The sequence below is a fragment of the Pseudomonas sp. SJZ131 genome, from assembly GCF_007828705.1.
GTDB lineage: Bacteria > Pseudomonadota > Gammaproteobacteria > Pseudomonadales > Pseudomonadaceae > Aquipseudomonas > Aquipseudomonas prosekii.
In genome coordinates this window covers 289,600-304,101 of the sequence record NZ_VIVC01000004.1, presented here as the reverse complement: position 1 = coordinate 304,101, position 14,502 = coordinate 289,600, and the positions used below count along the sequence as shown (strand labels likewise).

11 protein-coding genes and 1 pseudogene are annotated in these 14,502 nt (G+C 61.1%); 5 read left to right on the top strand and 7 right to left on the bottom strand.

The window, feature by feature from the left end; genetic code table 11:
* Both FBY12_RS19355 and FBY12_RS19350 read right to left on the bottom strand, forming a co-directional pair.
* Positions 1–570 (bottom strand): lipocalin family protein, encoded by a 570-nt coding sequence (locus tag FBY12_RS19355; protein WP_092274624.1) that lies wholly within the window; start codon positions 568–570, stop codon positions 1–3.
* Positions 571–601: 31 nt separating this feature from the next.
* Positions 602–856, bottom strand: a complete 255-nt coding sequence (locus FBY12_RS19350; RefSeq protein WP_092274627.1) for a hypothetical protein — start codon at positions 854–856, stop codon at positions 602–604.
* Positions 857–1,139: 283 nt separating this feature from the next.
* On the opposite strand from FBY12_RS19350, the pseudogene FBY12_RS28175 reads away from it, so the two are divergent.
* From FBY12_RS28175 to FBY12_RS19335, 4 genes and pseudogenes are all read left to right on the top strand, one after another.
* Positions 1,140–2,174: pseudogene (locus tag FBY12_RS28175) on the top strand (cache domain-containing protein); the annotation flags it as partial.
* Positions 2,175–2,267: 93 nt separating this feature from the next.
* Positions 2,268–3,032 (top strand): methyl-accepting chemotaxis protein, encoded by a 765-nt coding sequence (locus FBY12_RS28170; RefSeq protein ID WP_371918738.1) that lies wholly within the window; start codon positions 2,268–2,270, stop codon positions 3,030–3,032.
* 199 nt (positions 3,033–3,231) lie between these two features.
* Positions 3,232–3,504 (top strand): type II toxin-antitoxin system Phd/YefM family antitoxin, encoded by a 273-nt coding sequence (locus FBY12_RS19340; protein ID WP_145255023.1) that lies wholly within the window; start codon positions 3,232–3,234, stop codon positions 3,502–3,504.
* On the top strand, positions 3,501–3,833 hold the full coding sequence (locus FBY12_RS19335) for a type II toxin-antitoxin system RelE/ParE family toxin (protein ID WP_145255020.1): 333 nt from the start codon (positions 3,501–3,503) through the stop codon (positions 3,831–3,833). The genes FBY12_RS19340 and FBY12_RS19335 overlap by 4 nt, the downstream gene beginning before the upstream one ends.
* A 12-nt stretch (positions 3,834–3,845) precedes the next feature.
* Here the strand turns inward: FBY12_RS19335 and FBY12_RS19330 are convergent, their stop codons facing one another.
* The 5 genes from FBY12_RS19330 to FBY12_RS19310 form a co-directional block, all read right to left on the bottom strand.
* Positions 3,846–4,448, bottom strand: coding sequence for a DUF924 family protein (locus FBY12_RS19330; RefSeq protein WP_145255017.1), 603 nt, complete (start codon positions 4,446–4,448; stop codon positions 3,846–3,848).
* Between the two features lie 3 nt (positions 4,449–4,451).
* Positions 4,452–5,462, bottom strand: coding sequence for a class 1 fructose-bisphosphatase (locus FBY12_RS19325; RefSeq protein ID WP_121731620.1), 1,011 nt, complete (start codon positions 5,460–5,462; stop codon positions 4,452–4,454).
* Positions 5,463–5,737: 275 nt separating this feature from the next.
* Positions 5,738–7,111, bottom strand: coding sequence for a DUF3999 domain-containing protein (locus FBY12_RS19320; protein WP_121731621.1), 1,374 nt, complete (start codon positions 7,109–7,111; stop codon positions 5,738–5,740).
* Positions 7,108–10,767, bottom strand: a complete 3,660-nt coding sequence (locus tag FBY12_RS19315; RefSeq protein ID WP_145255014.1) for a DUF2339 domain-containing protein — start codon at positions 10,765–10,767, stop codon at positions 7,108–7,110. Before FBY12_RS19315 ends, FBY12_RS19320 begins: the two co-directional genes overlap by 4 nt.
* Positions 10,768–11,027: 260 nt before the next feature.
* Positions 11,028–13,478, bottom strand: coding sequence for a glycogen/starch/alpha-glucan phosphorylase (locus FBY12_RS19310; RefSeq protein WP_121731623.1), 2,451 nt, complete (start codon positions 13,476–13,478; stop codon positions 11,028–11,030).
* 270 nt (positions 13,479–13,748) lie between these two features.
* Here FBY12_RS19310 and FBY12_RS19305 point away from each other — a divergent pair, with 270 nt between their 5' ends.
* Complete coding sequence (locus FBY12_RS19305) at positions 13,749–14,189, top strand: YkgJ family cysteine cluster protein (protein ID WP_101207684.1); 441 nt, start codon at positions 13,749–13,751, stop codon at positions 14,187–14,189.
* The last annotated feature ends 313 nt before the right edge of the window (positions 14,190–14,502 follow it).

The window sequence follows — 14,502 nt, the reverse complement described above, 5'->3', positions numbered from 1 at the left end:
CTAGTTCGAGGTCTTGGCCATCTGCGTATCCGTCGCGCGCCAGATCAGGCGCGTGGTGTCGTAACCCTGCTGACGTGCCTTGCTCAGCAGTTCTTCACGGACCACTCCATTGACCTTCGGCGTTCGCGACAGCAGCCACAGATACTTGCGGCTCGGGTCGCCGACGATGGCAGTCTTGTAGTCGTCGCTGACGTACAGCACCCAGTATTCGCCCTTCGCCACACCCGGAATCAGCCGCGAGAACCAGTTATCGAACTCGACCCACAACTTGTCGGTCTTGCCCGGCACCTGTGGATAAGCCGTGCCTCGGGCCTCTTCCCATTGCCAGTCCGGGGTCAGGCAGCGATTGAGCACCGCCACGTTGCCGTCAGGTTTGAGCGTGTAACGGGCTTCGGATTGCGCGCAATTGCGCTGGAAATACATTGGCAGTCTCGCCAACTCGTACCAGGTCCCTTGGTACTTCTTGAGATTGACGCTGTTGACGGTTTTCGGTGCCAACGGATCTACGCCAGAAGAGGCGCAGCCAGCCAATACCAGGCCAGCGAAAAGAACTAAAAATAACCGCTTCATTGTTTTTCTCCCGTGGGCGCGTGGCCCCGGTTTACTTCAGGCCTTGGCCAGAAAACATCAGCACTTTGTCACCGGCGTACTGCACGCTGATAAAGCTGTTTTTGTCGCCCCAAGTGCAACTCGACATGCCGAGCGCGCCCGAGCAATCGGTTGGTTTGCCCAACAAGGTTTCAACCTCGGCTTTGGGCATGCCGGCCGACAACTTGGCGTAGTTCTCCTGATTGACCTTGCTGCACGCGGCCAACAAGACGCAGAACGAGAGCAAGGCGAAAGATCGCAGCGACATGGTGAAACTCCTGGGGAACGAGAATTGGCATGGCTGCCAAGCTTGAGCTTAGAAGAGAAAACCCCTGTCTGGTTCCCCGAGCGCCCGGCTATTTATTCTGCCGCCCGTCTGGCTTTTGCCGATAAATCAGGAACTTTGCCGGGCTGTCCGGTATTTCGTCGGTTTTCGCCAAAAGCCGCCTAATCTTTGGCGCGGACCAGTCGACATAAGAGCAGCGCAAAGCCCATCACTGTGGCAAATTGACGCCCCTTGTTGACCAGCCCCCTCCGCGGTAGCTCATTAAATGACCAGAAACATGAAGTTCAGCCACAAAATCCTGTTGGCTGCTGCCCTCGTGGTGGCCGTTGCATTCGCTTGTTTCATCCTGTTCAACGACTACCGCCAGCGCCAGACTTTGCGCAGCAGTACCGAGTCCTCGATGCAGGAACTCGGCAGCCTGACCACCAGCAACATCCAGACCTGGCTGGAAAGCCGCATTCAGTTGCTGCAATCGCTGTCGCAGCAGATCAGCGTCGACGGCAGCGCCCCGGCCAGCCTGAAACGGGCGATCGACTTGCCGGCCTACACCAGCAATTTCCAGTTGAGCTACTTTGGCGGCACCGACGGCGTAATGTTCTCGATCCCGGCCGGCAACCGCGCCGCCGATTACGACCCGCGCGCGCGTGGCTGGTACAAAGCGGCGAACAGCGCCGGGCAAACCATCGTCACCGAACCGTACATCGCCGCGTCGTCGGGCAAGCTGGTGATCACCGTGGCCACGCCGGTGCAGCACCAGAACCAGATGATCGGCGTCGCCGGCGCCGACATTGATCTGTCGAGTGTCAGCGCGATCATCAACTCGCTCAATTTTGGTGGCCATGGCCACGCCTTTATCGTCAGCGCCGATGGCAAGATCCTGATTCACCCGGACAGCAAACTCGTGCTCAAGACCCTCGCCGAGGCCTACCCGAACGGCGCGCCGCAGGTCAGCCCGGGCCTGAAAGAAGTCGAGCTCGACGGCAAGACCCAATTCGTTTCGTTCACCCACGTCAACGGCGTGCCGTCGGCCGACTGGTACGTGGCGCTGGTGCTCGACAAAGACACCGCGTTTGCGATGCTCAGCGAATTCCGCACCTCGGCGATCATCGCCATGGTCATTGCCGTGGTGATCATCATCGCGTTGCTCGGCATGTTGATCAGCTTCCTGATGCAGCCGCTGCTGACCATGGGCCGCGCCATGCATGACATCGCCGAAGGTGAAGGCGACCTGACCAAACGCCTGACCATCCACGGCCACGACGAATTCGGTGCGCTGGGCACCTCGTTCAACCGTTTTGTCGAACGCATTCACACCTCGATCCGCGAAGTGGCTTCGGCGACTGGCCAGGTCAACGAAGTGGCGTTGCGCGTGGTCGCGGCCTCGAACTCGTCGATGTTCAACTCCGACCAGCAAGCCTCGCGCACCAGCAGCGTCGCTGCGGCGATCAACGAATTGGGCGCCGCCGCCCAGGAAATCGCGCAGAACGCCGCCCTCGCCTCGCAACATTCCAGCGACGCCCGCGCATTGGCCGAAGACGGTCAGCAAGTGGTGGATAAAACCATCGCGGCGATGCAGCAGCTGTCGGCCAAGATCAGCGATTCGTGCGGCAACATCGAAACGCTGAACAGCAACACGGTGAACATCGGGCAGATTCTCGAAGTGATCACCAGTATTTCGCAGCAGACCAATTTGCTCGCGCTCAACGCCGCTATCGAAGCCGCGCGTGCCGGTGAGGCCGGCCGTGGTTTTGCCGTGGTCGCGGATGAGGTGCGCAACCTCGCCCACCGCACTCAGGACTCGGCGCAGCAAGTGCAGAAGATGATCGAAGAACTGCAAATCGGCGCCCGCGAAGCGGTCAGCACCATGACCGACAGTCAGCGCCAGAGCGAAAGCAGCGTCGGCATCGCCAACCAGGCCGGCGAACGCCTGGGCAGCGTGACCCAGCGCATCGGCGAAATCGACGGCATGAACCAGTCCGTGGCGACCGCGACCGAAGAGCAGACCGCGGTGGTCGAATCGATCAACGTCGACATCACCGAAATCAACACGCTGAACCAGGAAGGAGTGGAAAACCTGCAAGCCACCCTGCGCGCCTGTTCCGACCTCGAACAGCAAGCGGCGCGGCTGAAGCAATTGGTTGGTAGCTTCAGGATCTGAGGCGCTTTTGACGGCCTCATCGCGAGCAAGCTCGCTCCCACAGGAATGGTGTCGCCTGTAGGAGCGAGGCTTGCCCGCGAAGGCGGCATCACTGGCAATGAAGGTCTACCCTGTCGAAATATGCGCCGGTCGCCACAACCAGACGCAGGACTGAATTAAGACTAAACTCGGTCGCACTCACCCCGCCGAGACTTTCACCATGAAATTTTCATCTCAAATCAAGCCAATCAGTTACCTGAAAAGCCACACAGCTGAAATCGTCAAAACAATCACTGAGAGCCGCGAACCGTTGGTCATCACTCAAAACGGTGAGGCGAAACTTGTCGTTATGGATGTGAAAAGTTTTGAAGAGCAAGAGAACACCATGGCCTTGTTGAAGCTATTGGCGATGGGTAACCGAGAGATTGAGGACGGCAAATTTCGGGATGCCGAAGACGTGTTCGCAGAACTGGACAAGGCCGATCATCAATGAGCTTTAAGGTCGTGATTCTTCAGTCAGCTGAAACAGACCTCAAAGAACTTCGTAGCTATCTGAACAAAAGTTTCTCCGAGCAAACATGGCGCAGCACTTTCAGCGAGCTGAAAGCGGCTATCAACCGTTTGGGAACCTTGCCGTATGCAGGGTCAATTCCAGAGGAAATCGAGAAGTTGCACCTCAGCCAATACCGGCAAGTCCTGTCGGGAATGAATCGCGTGATTTATGAAGTGCGAGACCGTACGGTCTACATCCATATCATTGCTGACACCCGCAAAGATTTGCCATCGCTGCTGATGAAGCGACTGCTGCAAAGCAATGCTTGAGCTGTGCGGCGGTTAAAACCGCGAACCCGGTTTCGACAGAAACTCGATCTCTTCAGCCGTTGACGCTCGCCCCAGCACTTTATTGCGATGCGGGAAGCGGCCAAACCTTGCGATGATTTTCTGGTGCCGTTCGGCGTAATCGAGGTTGTCGGCGAACACTGCGCGCTGCGCTTCGGGCTGTTGCTGGGTCAGATCGAGGAAGCGCGAAACCGCTTCGTTCTGCACCGCCAGATTCTCGCAATGCTCAAACACCAAATAGATGAACACGCGCTGAATCGGTTGCAACTGCCGATCAAAATCCGCGGCGATGCCTTGTGCCACTAGCGCTTGCGCGCGCAGGTCACCGGCAAAAGATTTGGGGTTTTCGCGAAAGATCATTCGCGGCAGTTGGTCGAGCAGCAGCACCAGGGCCAGCCAACCTTCAGGGCGTTGCGCCCATTCGATCAAACCGCCGGCCAGTGCCTGCTCGACCCAGTCGCCGAAACGCGTCTGCGCTTCGAGGTCCTGGCTGTCACGCTTGCCGAACCATAACTTGCCCTTGTCAGCCGCGATGTCGTCGGGGGTTTCGGCTGAACCGAACCACCAGTCGAGCAACGGCTGCCAAGGCTCAGTCATGGTTTATTCCTTGTGGTAAGCGGTAATGCGGTCGACTTCTTCTTTCGAGCCGAGGTACACCGCTACGCGCTGGTGCAGGCCATCTGGCTGAATATCGAGGATGCGCTGGTGGCCATCGGTGGATGCGCCGCCGGCCTGCTCGACCAGGAACGACATCGGGTTGGCTTCATACATCAAACGCAGTTTGCCCGGTTTGGATGGCTCGCGGCTGTCGCGCGGGTACATGAACAAGCCGCCACGGGTCAGGATGCGGTGCACATCGGCGACCATCGCGGCGACCCAGCGCATGTTGTAGTTCTTCTTCAGCGGGCCTTCATCGCCGGCCAGCAATTCGCCGACGTAGCGTTGCACCGGCGCTTCCCAGTGACGCTGGTTGGAGGCGTTGATCGCGAATTCCTGAGTCGCCTCAGGGATCTGGATATCTTCATGAGTCAGCACGAAGCTGCCCATTTCACGGTCCAGGGTAAAACCTTTGACGCCATTGCCCAGGGTCAGCACCAGCATGGTCTGCGGGCCGTAGATCGCGTAACCGGCGGCGACTTGCTGAGTGCCTGGCTGCAAGAAGGCCTTCTCGTTCAGAGGCTCGTTCTGAGTCAGGTATTCGTTCGGGCAACGCAGTACCGAGAAGATCGTGCCGACCGGGGCGTTGATGTCGATGTTCGACGAGCCGTCCAGTGGGTCGAATACCAACAGGTACGCGCCTTTCGGGTATTTGCCCGGGATCTGGTAGGCATTGTCCATTTCTTCGGACGCCATGCCGGCCAGGTGACCGCCCCATTCATTGGCTTCGAGCAGGATGTCGTTGGACATCACGTCGAGTTTCTTCTGCACTTCACCTTGGACGTTTTCAGTGCCCATGCTGCCCAGAACGCCGCCCAGGGCGCCTTTGGAAACGGCGTGGCTGATTTCCTTGCAAGCGCGCGCCACCACTTCGATCAGGAAACGCAGATCGGCAGGGGTGTTGTTGCTACGGGTCTGCTCAATCAAATAGCGACTCAGGGTAACGCGGGACATGGACGGCTCCGGTGGAATGGGGGGCTAAAAACCCGCGCAGTTTAGCGCGAGTCGGGGCGCATTTCCTCCTATCAGACGTGATACGCCGAAGAGAGTTCATGCGTCGGGTTGAGCGTAGTTCGAAACCGACGCGGTTTCGGGATTTTTGGTGGCAGGCAAGCCGCCTTCGCGGGCAAGCCTCGCTCCTACAGTTTTGTGTCGTTCGCGGACATTGGCACGACGCGAACTTGTGGGAGCGAGGCTTGCCCGCGAATGGCGCGCAGCGCCGGCCATTCTCAGGATTTGGCCGGCGGTTTGCGCAGCAGACTGAACGCCATCACCGCCAGAAACAGCACGCTCAGCAGCAACACCGCCCACAACCCGAATTTCTTCCAGTTGGTGTCCGCCGTCGCTGCGGCAACCGCCGGTGCTGCTTGCGTGACCACGGCCCCGCCATCGATCGCAGCCTTGCCCAGCGTCGTAAACTTCGCCGCGCTGTAATCCGGAATCAGCGTCGACAACGGCAGGTTCGCCGCTTTCACCGTCGCGTTGCCCAGCGCCAGCGTGTACGGCCCGGCGCCGCGCGCGAGGAACACCACTTGCGTCGAGCGCACGGCAAATTTCACGCTCGGTGCCGCGGCGCCCAAACCGCCGCCGCGCTCATCCACGGTCAGCTTCAATTGCTGCACGGTTTGCCCGGACAACTGCAATTCGTCCTGCACCACGTCCCGACCGCCCTGGGTCAGGCGATAGAGCAAACCGCTGCTCAGCGGTTGCCACGGCAAACTGCTTTCACGCCGACCCGCCAGCGTCACCGGCGCCAGACTGTTGGGCTGATTCAATTCAATCTGCACGCGCTCGACGTTGACGCCCATCGGCAATTGCCAAGTGTATTCACCGGCCTTCGCGCTGCTCCCGGCCAGCGGTTGCGACCAGACCAACGGCAACGGCAGGCTGCGGGTGCTGGCGCTTTCCAGTTGCGCCGAAGTCAGCGTCGGTGCCGCTTGCGGGGCGTTCCAGAGCAAGCGCAGGTAACGCGCCGATTGCCCCGGCAGACCGACTTCATGCTGCTCGACGCGCTCCTCGGCAAACGACAATCGCGCGACCTGCCCTTCGCCCCACGACTGCCAATGCTGCAGATCGTCACTGGCCTCAATGCTGAAGCGCTGGAAACCGTCGCGCTCGCTGGTCCAGTCGAGGATCAACTGCTGCAACGGCGCCTTGATCGCGCTGGCATCGAGCAACCAGCCGCGCAGCACTTCTTCGCCCGCCTCCAATTGGCTCGACGGTTGCACTTCGACCAGCGTGCCGTTGGCGCTCGATTGCACGCGCACGCTCGGCGCGCGCTCGGTGTCGTCCGCCGCGTTGTACAGCGGAAACCACTTCACCTCGGTCACGTTGCGATCTTGCGCAGACTGCGCCGTCGCCCGCGCCATGGCGTAGGCCTGCGGCTCGCCGGCCGCGTTGAATACGCGCACGTCGCTGAGATCGGTTTGCTGCGCATTCAGTTGCACGCTCAGCGGCAATTCGAGGCGATACCACGGGCCTTCGCCGCTCACCGACAGCGGTACTTGCGTGCTGAAGTCCGCCGGTTTTTCCTGCGCCCCGGCCGACAGCGCCACGCCCAGCGCAACGGCGCCCAACCAACCCAGGTTCAGCTTCTGACTCAAGACGACACTCCTTCAGGTTCAGCGGCCGGTTTATCAGCCTCCGGCAACGTTTCGGCACGCTTGGGCGGCAACGGCGCGAAATAGCCGACCACCAGCAACAGCACGCCCACGCCGATAAACGAAACGATCCGCGCCAGTCCGCCACGGTTACTCAATTCGACAAAGAACAGTTTGGCCACCACCACGCCAATCAGCGCGGCACCGATCAGCCAGACTTCCCGGCGATGGCGCAAATGGCCGCCGATCATCAAGCCCAGCGCCATCAAGGTCCAGACGATCGACAGACCGGCCTGCACCTGCATCGACGCCAGCAGCGTATCGAGTTCAAACGGCACGCCGCCCCAATGGTGCGCGGTGCGATTGACCAGCGCGGTGAAGAAGGCGAACAGCGAAACCCCAGCAATCAGTTGCGTGGCGTTGTCGGCGCGGTCCTGGCGAATAGTCGATTGCGCAATCGCGCTGCGCGACCACACGTAGACGCCGAACAGCGCAAACAGCAGGCCCAATTCCAGCGGGTTGATCAGCGGCACATACGGCAGCGGTTCGGCGCTGCCGTCGCTGAAGGTGTTGGCCAACCAGAACCAGCCGAGCAGCAACAGCGCCAGCGGCGCGGCGGCGTACACCCGGTATTCGCGGGCATGCGCCGACACCGGCCACGGCCAGGCGCGCGGTGCGGCGGCGAGCACCAGATACAGGCTTGGCAGAATCGCCCAACCCAACCAGCGCCAGGCGTTGTATTGCTCGGACAACAACAGCAAACCGAAACGCAACTCCAGCGCCAGCACGCCCAGCAACAGCCAGCAGCCGAGCACATGCGCGGCGCTCAAGGCACGCGCCGGCAGCATCGGCGCCAACCAGCGCAGCGAGAAGAAATGCACGGCAAACAGCGCCGCCCACGCCAGCCAACCGAAGTTGGCCGCCGGGTGATAACGCGAGTGCCACGCGGCGACCAGCACCAGTGCCGCCGCCGGCATCAGCAAGGTGCAAAGCAAGCCCAGCGACGACCAATTGAGCCGCAATGCCAGCAGCGTCCACAGCGCTACACTCAGCGCCGTGACTGCCAGCAACAGCGGCGCTTGCAACTCCGGCGCGGCAAAACGCAGCACTTCGCTGAGCCACGCCAACGCCCACCAACCCGCACCCCACGCCAGCAACACGTCGGACAAGCGCTGCAAACTCAGGCCATCGAACGCCGCCGCATGATTGCCGACCTGCAAGCGCCACGCGCCAATCAATGCCGCCAGACCCAGCACCAACGGCGTCCAGAAACCGCTATGCGCCAGCGGCCTCAAACCTTCAGCGGCCAGCGGGCCCAGCATCTCAAACCGTAGTAGCCCACTACCAAATAATGCTGGCCCGGCAAACAGGAACGCCGCGCCGCCGATTACCTGCAACACCAGGCCGAAGACAAAACTCACACGCTGCTTGAGGTACAGACTCAGCCAGATGATCAACAAGCCGCTGGCCGCCCACACCGCACTCGCGGTTTGCCACGGCAGCACGAACAGCACCGCAAGGTTGATCAGCACCAGGCCGGCGAGCAACACCACCGACAAGCCGCGCAACAGGCGCACGTCGCTGCGAACCATGTCGTCGCGCGCCGCGAGCAGCATGCCGGCGATCAGCGCCAAGCCAATCAGCGAAGCGCTGAGCAGGCCGCTCCAACCGGCGCTGAACACCGCCGTCGAATCGCTGCTCGCGCCTTGCAAGCGCAACAGGAATAACGCGCCACCGAGCAATTGCACGGCAAACGCGGTGAACAGGAACGTGCGCGATTGCACACGCAGGCCGGCGAACAGCGTGACCAGACCGGCCAGCGCCCAAGTGATCGCCGTGCCTTGGGTGAAGAAGAACAGCGGCGCCAGCAGGTACAGGAAGCTCAACCCGAGGCACGCCAAAACTGGCGAGCCTTGTCGTTCCCACGTCGAAATCTGCTCCGGCGCGGCTTTGTGCAATTGATAGAAACTGAACAGCAGCGCCACGCCGAGCATCAGCGCGCCGAGCCATGAACCGTCGAGCAAGCTGCTCTCGCCAACCCCCAATTCGCTGAGAAACGCCAGCGCCGAACCGAGTTGCAGGAGCAACGCGAAGGCCCGCGCCAGCGGTCGTTGCTGGCGCAAACCGAGCCAGAAAATCCCCGCACCTTCCACCGCCCACGCGGCGGCAGTCCAACGTGCGTCGAGGCCCAGCGGGATCGCCAGACTGGTGAAAATCACCCCCAGCGCCAAACAGGTTTCCGCCAGCAGCAACGCGCGCCCGCCCATCAACACCCGGGCCAGCGCCATGTAGATCATGCCCAGCGCCAACGCACTGAACGCTGCGGCAAATTCGAGATGCTGGACCAACGCAAACTGCAAACCGAAGCCCACCAGCGGCGGCCCGAACAGCATCGTGCCGTCGACGTAATCGCCCTTGCGCGCCGACCAGTGCAGCAGCGCCTGACGACTGTCGTCCTGCGGTGCGTCGGGCATTTCCAGCAACTTGCGACGGGTGAACAACAGCCCGATACCGAGGTACATCAGGAAGAACAGAATCAGAAACGGCTCGGTGCTCCACAGCAGTTCCGGCGTGTAAGAACGCAGGCCCCAGGCGAAACCGATGCCGAAGGTGCCGACGAATCCGATCAGGTTGAGCAGGCGCCACGCCTTGAACCAGGCGATGGCGAGGATGCCGGTGTTGAGCAGCGCGAAGTAGCTGAACAGCGCGACGTGGTTGCCGGCGCCGGTCGAGGTCAGGATCGGCGCGGCGAAACCGCCGAGCGCGGCGGCGCAGGCCAATGCCAGCGAGTCCTGGGTAATCGCCAGAATCGCCGAGAACACGGTCACGGCAACCAGCAAACCCAGCGCGGCAGTCGGGTCGAGCAGCGGATGCAAACGCATCGCCGCAAACACCGTCAGGTACAACACGGCGATCCCGGTGCCTTGCAGCATCAGCGCGTAATGGTTGTTGCGATGGCGCAGCCACCAGCCGAGCCCGAGCAAGCCCAGCGCACTGGCGGCGACGCAGGCGTAACGCATTTCGATCGGCACGACCATGCCTTCGGTGGCGTAGCGCAACAGGAACGCCAGACCGAGGAACAACAGCACCACGCCGACGCGCAGCACGGTGTTGCCGCCAAACAGCCAATTGCGCGCGCCGCTGATCGCGCGGTCGAGAATGTTCGGCTCGCGTGGGGCGGCGGGTTGGCGTGGTTCAGGGGTGACCGGCTCGCGGGCGGCTGGCTGCGGCGTCCAGACATCGTCGGGCAGCGGACGAGTGGCTTCGCTGGCGCTGGCGGCGACCGGTTGCAATTCGGGCGGCAAGTCCCAGATCAATGTCGGGGATCGCGCAGGCGCTTCTTCGAGGATGTCGTCGAGAATGAATTCAGGTGTGGCAACCGCGTCGGGCTGACTGGCGGCGGCGGATGGCGCGGCAGTCGGCTGCGGTGTGTCGACAGGTTTGAGGTCCGCGCGTTCCAGCGCTGCCAGGCGTTGCAGCAGCGTGTTCTGGGCGATTTGGGTCAACCGATGCTGCTCGGCCACCTGCGCGTCGAGGCGCGCAATGCGAATCGCCTGGCCAATGCCCAAGCCGAGCAACGCGCCCAATAGCGCATCGCTGAACGACTCGTCGAACACCCAGCCCAGCACCAAACCAATCAGCACAAAAATCCATTGCATGGTCGATATCCCTAAGCGGCCCATTGGCGGGCAAGTCCAGAAGTCCTGTGGCGTCCTGCGCTGACGCCTTCGCGGGCAAGCCTCGCTCCTACAGGTTATGTGTCGTGGCTCAATCCATGGCACACGCAAAACCTGTAGGAGCGGAGCTTGCCCGCGAAAGCATCCGCGCAGATGTCACTGAAACATCCGGCAAAACTGGCGCTTAGTATATCGATCCGGCCCAACAGGCGTTGGGCCTTGCGCGTATTTATTGCTAAAAGTTACTCCAATGCCTTCCAGATATCCGTGGCGTACTCGCGAATCGTCCGGTCCGAGGAGAACCAGCCCATGCGCGAAGTGTTCAATACCGCCGAACGCCACCATTGCTGCGAATCATGCCAATGCGCTTCGACGCGCATTTGCGCCTCCCAGTAAGAGTCGAAATCGGCGCAGACCAGGAAGCGGTCGTAGTCCACCAGCGAATCGATCAGCCCGGCGTAGCGCGACGGATCATCCGGCGAGAACACCCCGCCGCGAATCGCTTGCAGCACGTCATTCAGGCGATGCGAAGCGGCGATATCCGGCGTCGCGTTGAACTCCTGATTCTGCTTGCGCGCCTCCACTTGCTGAGCGCTGAGGCCGAAGATGAACATGTGCTCGGCGCCAATCCGTTCACACATTTCGACGTTGGCGCCATCCAGCGTGCCGATGGTCAGCGCGCCGTTGAGGCCGAACTTCATGTTGCTGGTGCCCGACGCCTCGAAGCCTGCGGTGGAAATCTGCTCGGACAAATCCGCCGCCGGAATAATGCTTTCCGCCAGGCTGACGTTGTAGTTGGGCAGGAACACCACTTTGAGCAAACCGCGCACGGTCGGGTCGTTGTTGACGACGCGGGCGATGTCGTTGGTCAGTTTGATGATCAGTTTGGCCTGGTGATAACTCGCCGCAGCCTTGCCGGCGAAGATCTTCACGCGCGGCACCCAATCGATTTCCGGCTCGGCACGAATCGCCTGATACAGCGCCACGGTATGCATCAGGTTGAGCAACTGGCGTTTGTATTCGTGGATCCGTTTGACCTGCACGTCGAACATCGCCGCCGGGTTGACCGCAATGCCCAGACGTTCGTGAATCAGGTACGCGAGGGCTTTTTTGCTGTGCAGTCGCTGATCGGCGAAGGCTTTGCGGAAGGCCGGTTTTTCGGCGAACGGTTCGAGGTCGAGCAAGCGCTCTTCCGGGTTGTCCAGCAGGTCAGGCCCAAGCGCATCGACCAGCATCGAGGTCAGCTCGGAGTTGGCCTGGTAGAGCCAGCGGCGGAACGTGATGCCGTTGGTTTTGTTGTTGATCCGCTCCGGGTAGAGCTTGTGCAGTTCGGAGAACACGGTTTTACGCATCAGTTGCGTGTGCAAACCGGACACGCCGTTGACGCTGTGCGAACCGAGGAACGCGAGGTTGCCCATGCGCACGCGGCGGCCGTTGTCTTCTTCGATCAGCGACACCGCGCGTAAAACGTCGAAATCGTGAATGCCTTTGGCGCGCAGCGAGTCGATGTGCTGGGCGTTGATCAGATAGATGATCTGCATGTGCCGCGGCAGCATGCGTTCCATCAAACCGACCGGCCAGGTTTCCAGCGCTTCGGGCAGCAGCGTGTGGTTGGTGTACGACAGCGTGTCGACCGTGACCTGCCACGCGGCCTCCCACGCGACATCGTAGACGTCGACCAATTGACGCATCAGCTCGGCGACGGCAATCGAGGGGTGCGTGTCGTTGAGCTGGATGGCCGCGTGGTCGCCCAGGGTCAGTACCGAGCTGTGGGTGTTGCGGTGGCGCCGCAGCAAATCCTGCAGCGAGGCCGCGACGAAGAAGTATTCCTGACGCAGACGCAGTTCCTGGCCAGCTTCGGTGCTGTCCGCCGGGTAGAGCACGCGGGAGATACTTTCGGCGCGCGCCACTTCGGCAACGGCGCCCAAGTGGTCACCGGCGTTGAAGCGTTCCAGGTGCAAATCTTCCATGGCGCGGGCACGCCACAGGCGCAAGGTGTTGACGCTCGCACCGCGCCAGCCGACTACCGGCGTGTCGTAGGCAATTGCGCGCACGGTTTCCGCCGGAGTCCAGACCTGCCGCGATTTGCCGGCCTCGTCGGTGACGGTTTCGACGCTGCCGCCGAAGCCGATCGGGTAAACCACTTCTGGCCGCTCGAACTCCCACGGGTTGCCGAAATCCAGCCAGTGTTCGGTTTGTTCCTGCTGCCAGCCGTCGACGATGGCCTGGCGGAACAAGCCGTGCTCGTAACGAATGCCGTAGCCGTGGCCGGCGATGCCGAGGGTCGACATGCTTTCCATGAAGCACGCCGCCAAGCGACCGAGGCCGCCGTTGCCGAGCGCCGCATCGGGCTCCAGCAGGCGGATGCGCTCAATGTCGACGCCAAGTTCGGTCATGGCTTCGCGGGCGACGTCGAGCAAGCCAAGGTTGCTCAGGCTGTCGTAGAGCAGACGGCCGATCAGAAATTCCAGCGAGAGGTAATAAACGCGTTTCTGCCCTTTGCGGTAGATCTGCCGGGTGTGGTCCATCCAGTGTTCGACCATGTGGTCGCGCGCGGCCAGGGCAATGGCTTCGAACCAGTCGTGGTCGAAGGCGTGATCCGGGTCTTTGCCCACCGCGTAAGTGAGTTTGGTCAAGACGGCATCGCGAAATGCGGCCACCTCTGCTTCGCGAACAAGTGGTTCTTGAGTCATCGATAGGACCTCGAGCGAGCGTGGAGTAGTTGAGCCTAGACGGTCTGACAAACGGACGGGACTGTGGTTCGCCGGGTTGATCCCGATAGTGCCCGATAGTGCGCGATAGGCCGGCATTAGATTGTCATGTACTCGAATGAATGCAGGGGCCGTGCCGGATTAACGCGGGTTATTGGGCGTTGCGGAAAAAAACCGGCGAAAGGTTGTTCAAAAATCCACCAGTCCCGGTATGATCGCGCGCCCTGATGCACACGCTGGTAACAACCGATGATGAAGTCCAACCTGATCGCTGCCGCAGAGATCGACCGCCTCGATACCTGGGCCAAATACTCTGCGCCGATGTGCGGCTCATGCATATCCAGCTGCTGCACGTTGCCGGTCGAGGTCAAGATCAAGGATCTGATCCGCATCGGCATCGTCGACGAGTTCGAGCGCGGCGAACCGGCGAAGAACATCGCCAAGCGGTTGCAGAAGGAAGGGATCGTCGAGCGTTACAACCAGAAGTCCGAGATCTTTACGCTGCAGCGCATGAGCAACAACGATTGCCTGTACCTGGATCGCAAGAGCCGCCTGTGCACTATTTATGAAAAGCGCCCGGACACTTGCCGCAACCACCCGAAAATCGGCCCACGGCCGGGGTATTGCGCTTACAAGCCAAAAGAAGTGGCGCGCGAGACCAGCGAGAGCCGTCGCACCTTCGAGAAGTTCTGATCGTTGCTGAGGTTGGTGCCAGGCGTCAGAACCCTCCCCTCACCCCAACCCTCTCCCCAATGGGGAGAGGGGGAAAGGGGGCTGATCTTCAAGCTTTTCAAAACTTGAGTTCGACTCGATCTTTCAGGCTGCAGTACTTCCAATCAGCCCCCTCCGCCCCTTTCAAACCTTGAGTTCGACTCGATCTTTCAGGTCGCCGTACCTCCACTAAACACCTCGGCCAGCCCCCCCCAGGGAGAGGAGGAAAGGGAGCTGATCTTCAAGCTTTTCAAAACTTGAGTTCGACTCAATCTTTCAGGTCGCAGCACCTCCA

Bases quoted from the DNA above. Each gene is read 5' to 3' on its own strand.
- FBY12_RS19325 (WP_121731620.1), bottom strand. From the start codon at position 5,462: ATGTCCCGCGTTACCCTGAGTCGCTATTTGATTGAGCAGACCCGTAGC.
- FBY12_RS19330 (WP_145255017.1), bottom strand. From the start codon at position 4,448: ATGACTGAGCCTTGGCAGCCGTTGCTCGACTGGTGGTTCGGTTCAGCC.
- FBY12_RS19355 (WP_092274624.1), bottom strand. From the start codon at position 570: ATGAAGCGGTTATTTTTAGTTCTTTTCGCTGGCCTGGTATTGGCTGGC.
- FBY12_RS19340 (WP_145255023.1), top strand. From the start codon at position 3,232: ATGAAATTTTCATCTCAAATCAAGCCAATCAGTTACCTGAAAAGCCAC.
- FBY12_RS19350 (WP_092274627.1), bottom strand. From the start codon at position 856: ATGTCGCTGCGATCTTTCGCCTTGCTCTCGTTCTGCGTCTTGTTGGCC.
- FBY12_RS19315 (WP_145255014.1), bottom strand. From the start codon at position 10,767: ATGCAATGGATTTTTGTGCTGATTGGTTTGGTGCTGGGCTGGGTGTTC.
- FBY12_RS19335 (WP_145255020.1), top strand. From the start codon at position 3,501: ATGAGCTTTAAGGTCGTGATTCTTCAGTCAGCTGAAACAGACCTCAAA.
- FBY12_RS19310 (WP_121731623.1), bottom strand. From the start codon at position 13,478: ATGACTCAAGAACCACTTGTTCGCGAAGCAGAGGTGGCCGCATTTCGC.
- FBY12_RS19305 (WP_101207684.1), top strand. From the start codon at position 13,749: ATGAAGTCCAACCTGATCGCTGCCGCAGAGATCGACCGCCTCGATACC.
- FBY12_RS28170 (WP_371918738.1), top strand. From the start codon at position 2,268: ATGTTCAACTCCGACCAGCAAGCCTCGCGCACCAGCAGCGTCGCTGCG.